Consider the following 14,137-nt stretch of genomic DNA (forward strand, 5'->3'; position numbering starts at 1 on the left):
AGCACACCTGTTCACTCCCGCGGCACCGGCGGACGCCGGATTCGCCTTGGCGGCGAACCAGCTTTTCCTGCCCAGCTCCGCAAGGGTTCCGTTTCCTCTCCGGCCTGAATGCCGGAGTATCTACGGAGGCATTCGATGAACGACCGCAACAGCACTGCCCTGGCCCGACTGAGGGCCGCCGACCCGGCCCCGCCCGTTTTGCACCCGCACGACCCGTACGCCCGCGCCATGCTCGACCGGGTGCTGGCCGTCGAGGACAACCCGCCCGTCCGGCCGCGCCCGGCACGCCACCGCCTGGCCACGGCGCTAGCTGGGACCGTCGTGTTCGCGGCGGCCGGGGTGCTGGCGGTGGCCGAGCCGTGGGCCGCGCCCGCGTACTCGGTCGGGGTGAACGCCGACGGGTCCGTGGTGGTGAGCTTCCGGGCCGACGAGCTGACGGACCCGGCACAGCTGAACGCCGAGCTGGCGCAGGCCGGGGCGCGGACCGTGGTGATGGGCATGGTGCCCGCCGATCAGTGCGCCTCGCAGCCGCCGGTGGATACGGAGTACGAGTTTCCGCTGCCGGGGACGCCGGAGCACGCCACGTCGCCGATCGACTACCAGCTGCGCGACGAGGGCGTCTACGTCGTCATCCGGCCGCAGCACATCCCGGCCGCGGACCAGCTGGTCATCGGCTACGCCATCGACGGGCAGGCACACCGCACGATGGTGCGCCCGTGGGTTGTCGTGACGGTGCCGCAGTGCCTGCCCCGTCCGACGCCGCCGGGCGGCCCTGCGAACTGACCGTCACCGACCGTCGTGACCCCGCGCTGCGGACCGGCCGCGGGGTCACGACGCGTGTGCGCGGATTGCGTCCGATCGGGAGTCCCGCCAGGCTTGGGGCATGGCGATCCACGGGGGACGGCGATGACGCCGCCGGTGCGCAGGCTGGGCCGGATCTATGCGACGCTGCGCGCCTGTGACGAGGGTGTGCTGTTCTTCCCCGTGTACACGCTGCTGATGGCCGATGCGGGCCTGCCCACCGCGGAGCTGACCTCGCTGCTGGTGATCTGGAGCGCGGTCGCGTTCGCCCTGGAGGTGCCGTCGGGGGCGTGGGCGGACACCTACTCCCGTCGCCGGCTGCTGGCCTTCGGGGCGCTGCTGCGCGGGGCCGGGTTCGCGACCTGGTTCCTGTGGTCGACGTACGCCGGGTTCGCGGTCGGGTTCGTGCTGTGGGGAATGCGCAGCGCGATCAGCTCCGGGACCAAGGAGGCGCTGCTCTACGACGAGCTGGCGGCCGAGGGCGCGACGGACCGCTACACCGCGCTCGCGGGGCGGGCGGCGACCGTGGCGATGGTGTCGATGCTGGCGGCCAGCGCGATGGCCGCCCCGGCGTACGCCGTCGGTGGTTTCGGGCTGATCGCCGCGGGCAGCGTGCTGGCCTGCCTGGGCAGCGCGGCGGCCGCGCTGGCGCTGCCCGAGCGGCCCCGGACCCGCCGTGAATCGGCTGGCGGGTGGTCCTACCTGCGTAATCTCCGGGACGGTCTGGCCGAGGTGCGCACGGACCGGCGGGTATGGCACGCGGTGCTGATCGCCGCTGCCGTGCCGAGCCTGAGCGCGCTCGACGAGTACGGGCCGCTGCTCGTCCGTGACCTGGGTGTGGCGACCGCAGGGGTGCCGCTGGTCATCGCGGCGCTGATCGCGGCGATGGCGCTGGGCAGCCTGCTGGCCGAGCGCTGGCGGGCGACGCCGCTCGCGACCGGGCTGACGATCGCGGTCGCCGGGGCGGCGCTGGCGGTCGGCGCACTGGCCGGGGGAGTGGCGGGGCTGGTGCCGATCGCGGTCTGCTTCGGACTGCTGCAGCTGACCCGGGTGCTGACCGAGGCGCGGCTGCAGCACACGATGAGCGGGCACACCCGCGCCACCGTGCTGTCGGTGTCGGGGTTCGGCGCGGAACTGGGCGCGCTGGCCGTGTACGGGGCGTTCGGGTTGGGCTCGCTGTGGCTGGGCATCGCGCCGCTGGCGGCGCTGTTCGCCATGCCGATCGTGCTGGTCGGGCTGGCCGCGGTGCGCTGGCTGCCGGGCGACGACGCGCCGGAGGTCGCCGCCGAACCCGCCTGAACGGCAGGCTCTGGCGCTGGGCTGTACCTGGCCCCGCCGGGAGTGATGTCTCGGCGTGTGGGCACATCTATTTTGATGTGCCCACATCAGAATTGATGTGAAGGCCGCCGGTGGGACCTGCCCGCGCACGGGTGAGATCTTCGATCACCGTCCACCGGCGATTCGCCGCGCGGCCATATGCGACGGCCGCCGTTGCGCATAGCATCTGCATCCATCTATCGACACGGATGCAGGGAGAGCACTCATGCTCGACAGGTTCAGGACCACCGGGCGATCCCTGGTGGTGGCTGTGCTGACGGCCGCGCTCACGACCGCGGGCCTGGCCGTTCCGGCGCCCGCCGGCGCGGCGGTGACCCGGGCGCAACTGGCGTTACGCTGGGCGCCGATCCACTACCAGGACGTCGACGCCACCGGCAGCCACGCGCTGAGCGGCAGGTCGGACTACATCACGAAGGTCGACTTCGACGGCGACCTCAACGGCCGCAACAACTGGGACCGCACCGGCCAGGCCGGGGTGTCCCTGGCCGCGCACGCCTACTACTCCGTCGTGGAGACCAGCACCCACTGGTACCTGACCTACCTCTTCTTCCACCCACGGGACTGGACCGACCACCCGTTCTTCGAGACCGAGCACGAGAACGACGGCGAAGGCGTGCTGCTGGTCGTCGAGCGCGACGGCTCCGACTACGGCGTGCTGCGCGCGGCGGTCACGGTCGCCCACACCGACTTCTTCTCCTACACCCCGTCCGGCAGCACCTGGTCCAGCGGCCGGGAGAGCGTCGACGGCACCCTGCAGCTGCAGTCCTCGCCGCACGACGGCTTCGCGCACCCGGTCACCGCGCAGGAGGCCAAGGGCCACGGGCTGAAGGCGTACCCGCAGTACAACATCAACGGAGACGGCATCGTGTACTACCCGTCCACCGTCGCCGAGACGCCGAGCAGCGGCGACGACCGCGACGTGCGATACCAGCTGATCGACATCTTCGCGGCGGGCGGGCTGTGGGCGCAGCGCGCCAACAGCAGCCTGTTCGCGAGCGCTGGCACGTTCGCCGGGGACGACTCCGGCGACTGCGGCGCGGGCACCTACGACTGCACCACCAACTCGGCCAACGCGCCGTGGGGCTGGGACGACGGCAACGACCTGCCCGGCCGCGGCCAGCTCGCCACCGACCCGGCGAAGCTCGCGGTCGAGTACTTCACCATCCCCGGCACCCTCTCCCGCACCTACACGTCCAACCCCTACCAGTCCTGAGGCAAGGAAGGGCATCGTCGGCTCGCGCCAGCGAGACGAGCAGCAGCTCGGCACATCGCCATGCGTTGTGCAAGGTGCCCTTCCCATCACGTCGGCAGGATGCCCTGCAGGAAGCGGGGCAGGCCGTAGTCGAAGACGGCGTCGAGGGCTAGTTCGAAGTCGGGGATCTCGGCGACGCGGCCCACCATCGGGAAGCGGCCGGAGCCGACCAGGTCGTCGAAGGCCTGGCCCTGGCGGTCCATCCACTCGTCGCTGGTCATGCCGGTGTGCTGGGCGGCCTGCGCCTCGGTGGCGAAGCCCATGGCCAGGCCGCGGACGAACGCGAACACGGCCAGGTGGATGTGCATCATCTCGGTGACGGACAGGCCGAGCGGGGCGAGCGCGGCAAGCGCGAACTCGGTGTACTTGATGCCGTGCGGGGCCAGCTCCGGTCTGGTGATCGACATCGCCGGGGCGAGCCAGTGGTGCCGGCGGAAGATGCCCCACAGCTGGCGGTTGACCAGGGTGAGCTGCGCGTGCACACCCTTGGGGGGTACGGCGGGCAGCGGCGCCTCGGCGAACGCGGCGTCGATCATCAACCGGACGAGGTCGTCCTTGCCGCGCACGAAGCGGTAGAGGCTCATCGTGGCCAGCCCGAACTCGGTCGCCAGCCGGCGCATGGACACCGCCTCCAGGCCTTCGGCGTCGGCCACCGCCATCGCGTGGCGCACCACCTGCTCGCGGGTCGGTTCTGCGGCGGCCGGGCGCGCCCGGCGTTCACGCCGGGCGGGTGCGGCGGGCTCGTCGCGCTCGGCGACCACGGTGCCGACCCCGCGCACCGCCTCGACCAGCCCTTCGGCGCGCAGCGTGGCCAGCACCTTGGTGGCGGTGGCGATCGCCACGCCCCACTCGGCGGTGATCTGGCGGGCCGAGGGGATCCGGTCGCCGGGGCGTAGCTGCCCGCCGTCGATCTGGGCCCGGATCTGCCCGACGATCTGCCGGAACGGCGCTTCGGTACTCACGCGTACTAGTACACCAGACCCGTCTTCGTGGGCGCTCACCCCGCCCACCTCGCCCGGTGTACTAGGTCGCGTACTAGTACACTGACTGCCTTGTTGCAGCTCAATGCCCTGCCTCTCTACGGTGTTCTCAACGACGCGTACAGCGTACACAGAGACTGGGGAGAGACCGATGAGGAAGAACACCGTACTGATCTCGGGTGCGAGCATCGCCGGGCCGGCGCTGGCGTACTGGCTGCACCGGCACGGCTTCGCGGTGACCGTGGTGGAGCGCGCGCCCGGCATCCGGCCCGGCGGGCACGCGGTCGACATCCGCGGCGTCGCCAAGGACGTCTGCGCGCGGATGGGCGTCATGCCCGCGATCACCCGCGCCCGGGTGCACGAGGAGGGCTTCGCCTGGGTCGACGCGAACGGCCGCCGGACCTCAGAGATGCCCGCGACGCTGGCGGGCGGCGAAGCCATCGTCGCCGAGTACGAGATCCTGCGCGGCGACCTCGCCGACATCCTCCACGACCTGACCAGGAGCGACGTCGAGTACCGCTTCGGCGACCGGATCACCGCGCTCGCCGACGGCGCGGACGGCGTCAAGGTCGAGTTCCGCAGCGGCCGCGCCGAGGTCTACGACCTGGTCGTCGGCGCCGACGGGGTGCACTCCGGGGTCCGCGGGCTGGCCTTCGGGCCGGAGCAGCGGTTCATCAAGCAGCTCGGCGCGTACACCGCGTACTTCACCATGCCCGCGCAGCCCGACCTCGACCCGCACTGGTTCCTCATGCACGGCGTGCCCGGCGGGCGCTGCGCGGGCATCCGGCCGGAGAACGAGCGCACCGCCAAGGCGATGCTGACCTTCCGCTCGGCCGGGCACGCCGTCGACCCGCGCGACGTCGAAGGGCAGAAGCGGCTGCTGGCCCAGGTGTACGCGGGCGACGGCTGGCGCGTGCCGGCCATGCTCGACGCGATGTGGGACGCCCCCGACTTCTACTTCGACGTCGTCGGCCAGGTCCGCATGCCGCACTGGACCTCCGGCCGGGTCGCGCTGCTCGGCGACGCGGGCTACTGCGCCTCACCGATCAGCGGCCTGGGCACCAGCCTGTCTCTGGTCGGCGCGTACGTGCTCGCCGGCGAGCTGGCCGCGGCGGGCGGCGAGCACGTGCCCGCGTTCGCCGCGTACGAGGAGCAGATGCGCGGTTATGTCGAGCAGTGCCAGAAGCTGCCGCCCGGCGGGGTCAACGGCATGCTGCCGATGTCGGCGGCCGCGATCCGGCTGCGCGACGTCAGCACCCGGGTGATGACCCGCCGCCCGTTCTCCCGGCTGCTGCAGATCCAGGCCGGCAAGGCCGACGCGGTCACGCTGAAGGCCTACTGACACCGGTCGTCCCGGGAGCCCGCGCGGCTCCCGGGACGACCGGCGTTCGGTGAGGACACGGCCCAGGTCCAGGTCAGCGCGGCTCGCCGCCGGAGACGCTGCTGCCCCGCGATCCGCCGCCCGCCCCGTGGCGGGACCTGATCGCCTTCTGCAGGTCCGCCAGCTGCCGGGACAGCCGGACGAGCTCCGCGATGAGGTGTCGGCCCCGCTGACGCAGGACGGCGATGTCGCCGTCGAAGTCGGCCGTGCCGGCCCGCCGCGACGTGTCGTTCCAGTTCGGCTTGTCGGCCCAGCTCATCTCGTGCTCCTCTCCATCGGGTCGCACCTACCCCGTGGCGGACGTCCGAAACAGCCTGTTTCCGTGCGATCGTGGAAACCCTCGGTGACGGCGGTCAGGAGGCGGGCGGTCCGAGCACGAGCGGGGCGCTCAGCGGGGCGGCGAGGCTCGCGTCGGCGACGACGGTCCCGTCGGGGCGCAGCGTCAGCACGCCGTCGTCGAACTTGGCCAGCAGCGTGTCGGCCGTGGCCCAGACCGCCGGGTACGGGAACGGCCTGGCCTCGCCGGTGGTGGTGTCGACCAGCACCTGGTCGCCTTCCTTGAGGATGTCGGGGTTGGCGACGACCTGCCGCCCGTCCGGTGACCAGGCGAACGGACTCTGCGGCATCGCCTTGACCGGCAGCGACCGGGTCGGCGCGCCGGTCCCGGCGTCGAACAGCTGCACGCTGCGTACCAGCTCGGCGGCCTCGCCCTGCGAGCGGTCCGGGATCGCCATGGCGACCTCCTTGCCGTCGCGGGTGAAGACGAAGGCGCAGTTGCTGCAGTCGTACTTGGTACGGTCGAGCCAGTGTTCGGTGAACTTCCCGGTGGCCGCGTCGATCACCGCGAAGCCCACCGCGTACGGGTCCTTGCGGTTGATCGTGGCGACGAGTCTGGCCCCGTCGGCCGACCAGGGATCGACGGGGGAGCCCAGCCGCACCACCCGGTCGACCTTGGTCGTCTTGCCTCCCGCGACCTCGACGATGCTCAGCTGCCCGCTGTCGGTGGCATACCGGCTGCCGGTCGGGTCGATCACGCCGCCGCGCGGCATGGTCAGTGCGACGTAGGCGTTGCGGGTGCGGTCGAGCACCCGGTCACCCGCGGCGACGACCTGCCAGCCACCCGCGAGTTGCTGCGGCGTCTCGCCCAGGGTGGACAGCGACGGGGTCGGCCCGGCCGGTGCGGGCGTCGCGCCCGGGGGCGGCGCGCCGCAGCCGGACAGCGCTGTCGCGGCGGCGGCCGCCGACAGCAGTGCGCCGATGATCGCCTTACGCCGGGTGTGCCGTGGTCGGCTGGTCATGCGACTTCCTTCGTGGTCGGGACGGCTCGCGCCCGCTGCTCCGATGGGGACGGTGCCGACCGCCTGCGCAGTCCGACCCCGTGTCGTGGGCCAGGATAGGGCGACCGCGATCACGCCGCAGCCCGTCGTCGCCTGCCGCGCGCCCTCCGGGCCGGGTCAGCGGCGGTCGTACAGGAAGCCGCGCAGGGTCTGGCTCAGCCAGGGCATGACCAGGTAGGTCAGGATCGGCGCCAGCAGCATCGGCAGGATCGCGGCGCGTACCACCATCGGCAGCGGCAGCTCGCTCAGATGCTCCGCACCCAGCAGCTGGAAGACCAGCACGCACGGGTACACCCCGAGGAACGACACGATCGCCATCTTCCACCGGGGCGGGGGCAGCACCGGGCGGCCCGGCAGGCTGAACCAGGTCTCCATGCCGGTGGTGGTCTCCCGGGGCTCGGCCTCCTCGGCGATGCCGGCCAGATGGCGCACGACCACCTCCCGCTCCGGGGAGGTCAGCCACCGACTCAAGTCCCGGCCGTTGCGGAAGCGCAGCACGCAGTGGTAGATCGGCTTGTCGCCAAGCCGGGTCTCCCGCGGGCGCAGCCAGGTCACGCCCTGGTGCCCGGGGAAACGCGAGGACGCCGCGTTGACCTCTTCCAGCCAACGTTCGAAGTCGGGCTCCCGGCCGGGCACCACAGCCCAGGTGAACAGCACCGAGACGGGTTCGTCGTCGGGTACGGGAGCGGGCTCGGTCACCGGCGGCGCTCGGCTACAGCAGGTCTTCGATGGTGATGGGCAGCCGGTGGTGCCGGCGGCCGGTGGCGTGCCAGATCGCGTTGGCGATCGCGGCGGCGGTGCCGACCATGCCGACCTCGCCGACGCCCTTGACGCCCAGCGGGTTCACCACCGTGTCCGTGGTCTCGATCGTCTCGATGAGCACGTCAGGGGCGTCGGCGTTGACCGGGACCAGGTACTCGCCGAGGCTGGCGTTGGCCCAGCGGCCGTCCGGGCCCATGATCGTGCCCTCCAGCAGGGCGTGGCTCATGCCCCACAGCATGCCGCCCATCAGCTGGCTGTGCGCGGTCTTGCGGTTGAGCACCCGGCCCGGGTCGAACACCCCGATCAGCTGCCGCACCCGGCACAGGCCGAGCTCGGGGTCGACGGCCACCTGCGCGAACTGCGCGCCGAACGTCATCGTGCCGTACGGGGTGTCCATGCCGGGCGGGTTCCACGTGCCCAGCGCCTCCGCGTCGGCCATGAACGAGCGCTGCAGCAGCTCTGCGTACGTCTCGCCGATGCCGGGCCGGTCCCGCAGCGCCATCCGGCCGTCGCCGACCACGACCTGCCTCGGGTCCGCGCCGTGCAGCGGCGAGCGCTCGTCGGCGACGGCCTGGGCGATCAGCTGGTCGCGCAGCGCGGTCGCGGCGATGTGCACGGCGGCGCTGACCATGCCGGCCCCCGCCGAGCCGACGGCGGCGGCGGTGTTGGGCAGGTCGCTGTCGCCGTACTGGACCCGTACCCGCTCCAGCGGCAGGCCCAGGCCGTCGGCGGCGACCTGGGTCATCGCGGTCGCCGAGCCGGTGCCGAAGTCGGCGAAGCTGGACTGCACCACGGCGCTGCCGTCGGCGAAGATGCGGGCGCGGGCGCGCTGCGGCCCGCCGGGCGGCGTCACCGGGTAGCCGGAGCTGGCCATGCCCCAGCCGAGCAGCCAGTTCCCGTCGCGTACGGCGCCCGGCCGCGGGTCGCGTTCGGACCAGCGGGCCAGCTCCGCGCCGCGCCGGTAGCAGTCGCGCAGGCCCTTGCTGGACCACGGGTGCCCGGTCATCGGCTCGGTCTCGGCGTAGTTGCGCAGCCGCAGTTCGAGGGGGTCGAGGTCGAGCTTCTCGGCCAGCTCGTCCATCGCCGTCTCCATGACGAACATGCCCGACGCCTCACCGGGGCAGCGGGTGAACGTCGGCGTCATGGTGTTCGCCTTGATCAGGCTGTAGACGCCCTCGTAGTTCGGGCAGGCGTACATCTGCGACGCCACGCTCAGCGACGGCTCGGCCCAGTCGTCGAAGTGCGAGGTGGGGGACAGCTTGTGGTGGCGGATCGCGGTCAGCCGCCCGTCGCGGTCGGCGCCCAGCGTCAGCCGCTGCTCCTGCTCCTCGCGGTGCCCGACGGAGCTGAACATCTGCTCGCGTGACAGCGCCAGGCGCACCGGGCGGTGCACGGCCCGCGCGGCGAGCGCGGCCAGCGCCGGGTGGTCCCAGATCATCGCCTTGCAGCCGAAGCTGCCGCCGACATAGTCGGTGACCACCCGGATGTGCGACGGCATCACGTTGAGCAGCTCGGCGACGGTGTGCAGGGTCGCGTTGGGGCCCTGGGTGGAGTCGTACAGGGTGAGCCGGTCACCCTCCCACACCGCGGTCGTCGCCGAGCACTCGATCGGGTTGTGGTGGTTGGCAGCGCAGTGGTACGTGTTCTCCACGGTCACCTGTGCGCGGTCGAGCGCGGCCGCCACGTCCCCGCGCGTCATCCGGCCGGGCATGAACCCCGCGAAGATCTTCTCCGCCTCGTACGCCCGGTCGCGTCCCTGCTCCACAGTGGTGATCGACGCCGTCTCCTGGTACGTGACGCGCACCAGCCGGGCCGCGTGCTCGGCCTGGTCGAGCGTCTCGGCGACGACCATGGCCAGGTGCTGCCCCGCGTAGTGGATGACCTCGTCCTGCATCGGGAAGAACGTCTGCCCGGACGCGGCCGCCCCGAACAGCGACGGCAGCAGCGGCGGGACCGAGCCGCCCTTGGGCAGGTTCAGGTGGTGCAGCACGGCGAGCACGCCCTCGGCCCGCTCGGCGTCGTACGTGTCGAGCAGCTCCACCCGGCCGCTGGGCACCCGTGAGGTGACCAGCACGGCGTGCGCCAGGCCGGGCAGCGCGACCTCCGCCGAGTAGCGGCCCGCGCCGGTGACCTTCGCGTGCCCGTCGACCCGGTCCAGCGGACGCCCGATCGCGGTGCTCATGCGGCTCCTCCTCGCGCGGTGAGCGTCTCCAGCGCCCGGACGATGGTGCGCTTGGCCAGCTCGATCTTGAAGGCGTTCATGGCCTGCGGCACCGCGTCGGCCAGTTCCGCCTCCGCGGCCCGCGTGAACGTCTCCCGGGTCGCGGGCGCGCCGCGCAGCACGTGCTCGGCCCTGCGGGCCCGCCACGGCTTGGTGGCCACCCCGCCCAGCGCCAGCCGCACCTCGGCGACCGTGCCGTCGGTGACCGTGAGCGCGCAGGCCGCCGAGGCGAGCGCGAACTCGTACGACTCCCGGTCGCGCACCTTCAGGTAGAGCGAGTTGCGGGCGGCCGGCAGCGCGGGGACCTCGATCGCGGTGATCAGGTCGCCGTGGTTGAGCGGGTGCTCGCGCTCGGGCGTGTCGCCGGGCAGCAGGAAGAAGTCGTCGATCGCGACGGCGTGGTGGCCGCCGGAGTTCTGGAAGTGGATCATCGCGTCGAGCGCGACCAGCGCCACCGCCGCGTCCGAGGGGTGCGTGGCGATGCAGTGCGGGCTGGTGCCCAGCACGGCGTGCCCGCGGTTGACCCCGGCGATCGCGCTGCACCCGGTGCCCGGTGCGCGCTTGTTGCAGCCGGCCTCGGCGTCGCGGAAGTACGAGCAGCGCACCCGCTGGAGCATGTTGCCGCCCATCGAGGCCATGTTGCGCAGCTGCGCCGACGCGCCGAGCAGCAGCGCCTCGGACAGCATCGGGAAGCGGTCCACCACGACCGGCGACAGCGCGACGTCGTTCATCCGGGCCAGGCCGCCCAGGCGCACCGCGCCGTCGGGCTGCACCTCGATGTGGTCGATGGGCAGGTCGTTGATGTCGACCAGGCGCTGCGACGGCTCGGCGTAGATGCGCAGCATGTCGATCTTCGTGGTGCCGCCGGCCAGGTACGCGCTGGTCGGGTCGGCGGCGACGGTGGCGATGGCGGTGGCCACGTCCGACACGCGCGAGTAGCTAACCGGTCGCACGGCCCACACCTCCCACGCCGTCGCGCACGTCGCGGATCGCCGTGCGGATGTTCGGGTACGCCGCGCAGCGGCAGATGTTGCCGCTCATCCACTCGCTGATCTCGGCGTCGGAGCCGGCGTGCCCCTCGGCCAGCAGCGCCACCGCCGACATGATCTGCCCGGGGGTGCAGTAGCCGCACTGGAGGGCGTCCTCGGACAGGAACGCCTTCTGCATCGGATGCAGGCTGCCGTTCTCGGCCATGCCCTCGATGGTCGTGACCTCCCGGCCCTCGCAGGCGATGGCCAGGGTCAGGCAGGCCACCACGCGCCGCTTGTCGACCCACACCGTGCACGCGCCGCACGCGCCCTGATTGCAGCCCTTCTTGGCGCCGGTCAGGTTCATGTGGTCGCGCAGGCAGTCCAGCAGGCTGACCCGCGGCTCGATGCGCACCACGTGCGTGGCGCCGTTGACGTTGAGCACCACGTCGACCCGGCCCGGTCCCTGCACGGCGTCCGGCAGATGGGAAGCCACCATCGCTGCTCCTCTTCCCGCACTTCAGGCCACGCTATAGCAGCCCGGTGGTCATACCAGGGCGAATGCGGATAGTTCGGCCACCCGTCGGCGGGTCTCGGTCACTCCCGCCGAGGTCCGCGGCTGAGCTGCGAAGACGCGCCGGGAAAGCGGACAATATGCCTGCGCGGCGGCTTCCGGCGCGCGAGGATCGGCACATGACGGTGACAGAGCGACCGGGCGCCGGGCACACCGCCGGTGTGACGCATCTGCGCGACGACGACCTGAGCAGGCTCGACGCCTGGTGGCGGGCGGCCAACTACCTGACCGTGGGCCAGATCTACCTGATGGCCAACCCGCTGCTGCGCGAGCCGCTGCGGCCGGAGCACATCAAGCCCCGGCTGCTGGGCCACTGGGGGACCAGCCCGGGTCTGAACATGCTCTGGGCGCACCTCAACCGGACCATCACCAACCGGGACCTCAACGCGATCTTCATCTGCGGTCCGGGCCACGGCGGCCCCGCGATCGTGGCGAACACCTGGCTCGAGGGCACCTACAGCGAGCTGTATCCGAGCGTGGACCGCAGCGAGTTCGGCATGGGCCGGCTGTTCCGCCAGTTCTCGTTCCCGGGCGGCATCCCCAGCCACGTCGCGGCGGAGGTGCCCGGCTCGATCCACGAAGGCGGGGAGCTGGGCTACTCGCTGATGCACGCGTACGGCGCGGCGCTGGACAACCCCGGGCTGCTGGTCGCCTGCGTGATCGGCGACGGGGAGGCCGAGACCGGGCCGCTGGCGTGCAGCTGGCTGGCCAACACGTTCCTCAACCCGGTCAGCGACGGCGCGGTGCTGCCGATCCTGCACCTCAACGGCTACAAGATCGCCAACCCGACGGTGCTGGCCCGCATCCCCGAGGCCGACCTGATGTCGATGCTGCACGGGTACGGCTACCACCCGATCCTGGTGTCCGGCAGCGACCCGGTGCGGGTGCACCACGAGCTGGCGTACGCCCTCGACCTGGCCCTTGACGAGATCGCCGCGATCCAGTCGCACGCCCGCCAGGGCTCCGACGGGCAGCGGCCGCGCTGGCCGATGATCGTGCTGCGCACCCCCAAGGGCTGGACCGGCCCGAAGGTCGTCGACGGCGTGCCCGTCGAGGGCACCTTCCGGGCGCACCAGGTGCCGCTGTCCGGCGTGCGCGACAACCCTGCGCACCTGGCCGAGCTGGAGCAGTGGATGCGCTCGTACCGGCCGGAGGAGCTGTTCGACGCCACCGGCGCGCCGATGGGCTTCCTCGCGCCACTGGCCCCGCGCGGCTCGCGGCGGATGAGCGCCAACCCGCACACCAACGGCGGCCTGCTGCTGCGCGACCTGGTCCTGCCCGACATCCGCGGGTACGCCGTGGACGTGCCCCAGCCCGGCGTCCCGCAGGCCGAGGCGACCCGGGTGCTGGGCGTCTGGCTGCGCGACGTGATCCGGTCCAACCCCGACCGGTTCCGGCTGTTCGGCCCCGACGAGGTCAACTCCAACCGGCTCGGCGCGGTGTTCGAGGTGACCGACCGCGAGTTCGATGCGCGCATCTTCGACGGCGACGACCACCTCGCCCCGACCGGCCGGGTCATCGAGGTGCTGTCGGAGCACCTGTGCCAGGGCCTGCTGGAGGGCTACCTGCTCACCGGCCGGCACGGCCTGCTGACCAGCTACGAGGCGTTCATCCACGTCGTCGACTCGATGGTCAACCAGCACGCCAAGTGGCTCAAGGTGACCCGCGGCATCGAGTGGCGGCGGCCCGTCGCGTCGCTGACGTACCTGCTGTCCAGCCACGTCTGGCGGCAGGACCACAACGGCTTCTCGCACCAGGACCCGGGCTTCATCGACCACATGGTCAACAAGAAGGCCGAGATCACCCGGATCTACCTGCCGCCGGACACGAACACGCTGCTGTCCACGATGGACCACTGCCTGCGCAGCCGGAACTACGTCAACGTGGTGGTGGCCGGCAAGCAGCCGCAGCCGTCCTGGCTGAACATGACCGACGCGGCCTTGCACTGCCGCCGCGGCCTGGGCATCTGGGCCTGGGCGGGCAACGACGCCGGGGGCGTGCCCGACGTGGTGATGGCCTGCGCGGGCGACGTGCCGACGCTGGAGACCATGGCCGCCGTCGACCTGCTCCAGCGCTACCTGCCGACGCTGCGGGTGCGCGTGGTCAACGTGGTCGACCTGATGCGGCTGCAACCTGAGACCGAACATCCGCACGGCCTGCCCGACCCGCAGTTCGACGCCATCTTCACCGTCGACCGGCCGGTCGTGTTCGCCTACCACGGCTACCCGAGCCTGATCCACCGGCTCACCTACAAACGCCGCAACCACCACAACATGCACGTGCGCGGGTACAAGGAGGAGGGCACCACCACCACGCCGTTCGACATGGTGATGCTCAACGACCTGGACCGGTTCCGGCTCGTCATCGACGTCATCGACCGGGTGCCGGGGCTCGGTGTCACCGCGGCGGGGCTGCGCCAGTACATGACCGACGCCCGCCAGCGGGCCCGCGACCACACCCGCGCCTACGGCCAGGACGCCCCCGACATCACCGACTGGACCTGGCCGGGGCGGGCCTGAGCCG

At 72.1% G+C, this 14,137-nt stretch carries 12 protein-coding genes; 5 read left to right on the forward strand and 7 right to left on the reverse strand.

Going from position 1 to position 14,137, the window contains the following annotated elements:
- The first annotated feature begins 135 nt into the window (after positions 1–135).
- The 3 genes from ACFQO7_RS02905 to ACFQO7_RS02915 all read left to right on the forward strand — a co-directional run bounded on the left by ACFQO7_RS02905 (position 136) and on the right by ACFQO7_RS02915 (position 3,352).
- Positions 136–783 (forward strand): hypothetical protein, encoded by a 648-nt coding sequence (locus ACFQO7_RS02905; protein ID WP_376804893.1) that lies wholly within the window; start codon positions 136–138, stop codon positions 781–783.
- A gap of 123 nt (positions 784–906) precedes the next feature.
- On the forward strand, positions 907–2,100 hold the full coding sequence (locus ACFQO7_RS02910) for an MFS transporter (protein ID WP_376804894.1): 1,194 nt from the start codon (positions 907–909) through the stop codon (positions 2,098–2,100).
- A gap of 244 nt (positions 2,101–2,344) precedes the next feature.
- The gene (locus tag ACFQO7_RS02915; RefSeq protein ID WP_376804895.1) at positions 2,345–3,352 is read left to right on the forward strand and encodes a hypothetical protein; all 1,008 of its coding nucleotides are present in this window, start codon (positions 2,345–2,347) and stop codon (positions 3,350–3,352) included.
- 86 nt (positions 3,353–3,438) lie between these two features.
- Here ACFQO7_RS02915 and ACFQO7_RS02920 read toward each other — a convergent pair whose 3' ends face one another.
- Positions 3,439–4,353, reverse strand: coding sequence for a GntR family transcriptional regulator (locus ACFQO7_RS02920; RefSeq protein ID WP_376804896.1), 915 nt, complete (start codon positions 4,351–4,353; stop codon positions 3,439–3,441).
- A gap of 169 nt (positions 4,354–4,522) precedes the next feature.
- On the opposite strand from ACFQO7_RS02920, the gene ACFQO7_RS02925 reads away from it, so the two are divergent.
- On the forward strand, positions 4,523–5,713 hold the full coding sequence (locus ACFQO7_RS02925; protein ID WP_376804897.1) for an FAD-dependent monooxygenase: 1,191 nt from the start codon (positions 4,523–4,525) through the stop codon (positions 5,711–5,713).
- Between the two features lie 73 nt (positions 5,714–5,786).
- On the opposite strand, the gene ACFQO7_RS02930 is transcribed toward ACFQO7_RS02925, so the two are convergent.
- From ACFQO7_RS02930 to ACFQO7_RS02955, 6 genes are all read right to left on the reverse strand, one after another.
- Positions 5,787–6,011: a hypothetical protein gene (locus ACFQO7_RS02930; RefSeq protein ID WP_376804898.1), complete on the reverse strand. Its 225-nt coding sequence runs from the start codon at positions 6,009–6,011 to the stop codon at positions 5,787–5,789.
- A gap of 94 nt (positions 6,012–6,105) precedes the next feature.
- Positions 6,106–7,050: a TolB-like translocation protein gene (locus ACFQO7_RS02935; protein WP_376804899.1), complete on the reverse strand. Its 945-nt coding sequence runs from the start codon at positions 7,048–7,050 to the stop codon at positions 6,106–6,108.
- A 156-nt stretch (positions 7,051–7,206) separates the two neighbouring features.
- Complete coding sequence (locus ACFQO7_RS02940; protein WP_376804900.1) at positions 7,207–7,788, reverse strand: putative antibiotic biosynthesis monooxygenase; 582 nt, start codon at positions 7,786–7,788, stop codon at positions 7,207–7,209.
- A 13-nt stretch (positions 7,789–7,801) separates the two neighbouring features.
- Positions 7,802–10,033 (reverse strand): xanthine dehydrogenase family protein molybdopterin-binding subunit, encoded by a 2,232-nt coding sequence (locus ACFQO7_RS02945; protein WP_376804901.1) that lies wholly within the window; start codon positions 10,031–10,033, stop codon positions 7,802–7,804.
- Positions 10,030–11,025 carry an FAD binding domain-containing protein gene (locus tag ACFQO7_RS02950; protein ID WP_376804902.1) on the reverse strand — a complete coding sequence of 332 codons (996 nt, stop codon included), beginning with the start codon at positions 11,023–11,025 and terminating at the stop codon, positions 10,030–10,032. The genes ACFQO7_RS02945 and ACFQO7_RS02950 overlap by 4 nt, the downstream gene beginning before the upstream one ends.
- Entirely contained in the window at positions 11,012–11,539 is a 528-nt protein-coding gene (locus ACFQO7_RS02955; protein ID WP_376804903.1) for a (2Fe-2S)-binding protein, read from the reverse strand. The genes ACFQO7_RS02950 and ACFQO7_RS02955 overlap by 14 nt, the downstream gene beginning before the upstream one ends.
- 194 nt (positions 11,540–11,733) lie before the next feature.
- Here ACFQO7_RS02955 and ACFQO7_RS02960 point away from each other — a divergent pair, with 194 nt between their 5' ends.
- Entirely contained in the window at positions 11,734–14,133 is a 2,400-nt protein-coding gene (locus ACFQO7_RS02960) for a phosphoketolase family protein (protein WP_376804904.1), read from the forward strand.
- The last annotated feature ends 4 nt before the right edge of the window (positions 14,134–14,137 follow it).

This window comes from Catellatospora aurea (assembly GCF_042663325.1).
Lineage (GTDB): Bacteria > Actinomycetota > Actinomycetes > Mycobacteriales > Micromonosporaceae > Catellatospora > Catellatospora aurea.

Coding starts and splice junctions, on each gene's coding strand:
- ACFQO7_RS02905 (WP_376804893.1), top strand. CDS start 136: ATGAACGACCGCAACAGCACTGCCCTGGCCCGACTGAGGGCCGCCGAC.
- ACFQO7_RS02910 (WP_376804894.1), top strand. CDS start 907: ATGACGCCGCCGGTGCGCAGGCTGGGCCGGATCTATGCGACGCTGCGC.
- ACFQO7_RS02915 (WP_376804895.1), top strand. CDS start 2,345: ATGCTCGACAGGTTCAGGACCACCGGGCGATCCCTGGTGGTGGCTGTG.
- ACFQO7_RS02925 (WP_376804897.1), top strand. CDS start 4,523: ATGAGGAAGAACACCGTACTGATCTCGGGTGCGAGCATCGCCGGGCCG.
- ACFQO7_RS02930 (WP_376804898.1), bottom strand. CDS start 6,011: ATGAGCTGGGCCGACAAGCCGAACTGGAACGACACGTCGCGGCGGGCC.
- ACFQO7_RS02935 (WP_376804899.1), bottom strand. CDS start 7,050: ATGACCAGCCGACCACGGCACACCCGGCGTAAGGCGATCATCGGCGCA.
- ACFQO7_RS02945 (WP_376804901.1), bottom strand. CDS start 10,033: ATGAGCACCGCGATCGGGCGTCCGCTGGACCGGGTCGACGGGCACGCG.
- ACFQO7_RS02955 (WP_376804903.1), bottom strand. CDS start 11,539: ATGGTGGCTTCCCATCTGCCGGACGCCGTGCAGGGACCGGGCCGGGTC.
- ACFQO7_RS02960 (WP_376804904.1), top strand. CDS start 11,734: ATGACGGTGACAGAGCGACCGGGCGCCGGGCACACCGCCGGTGTGACG.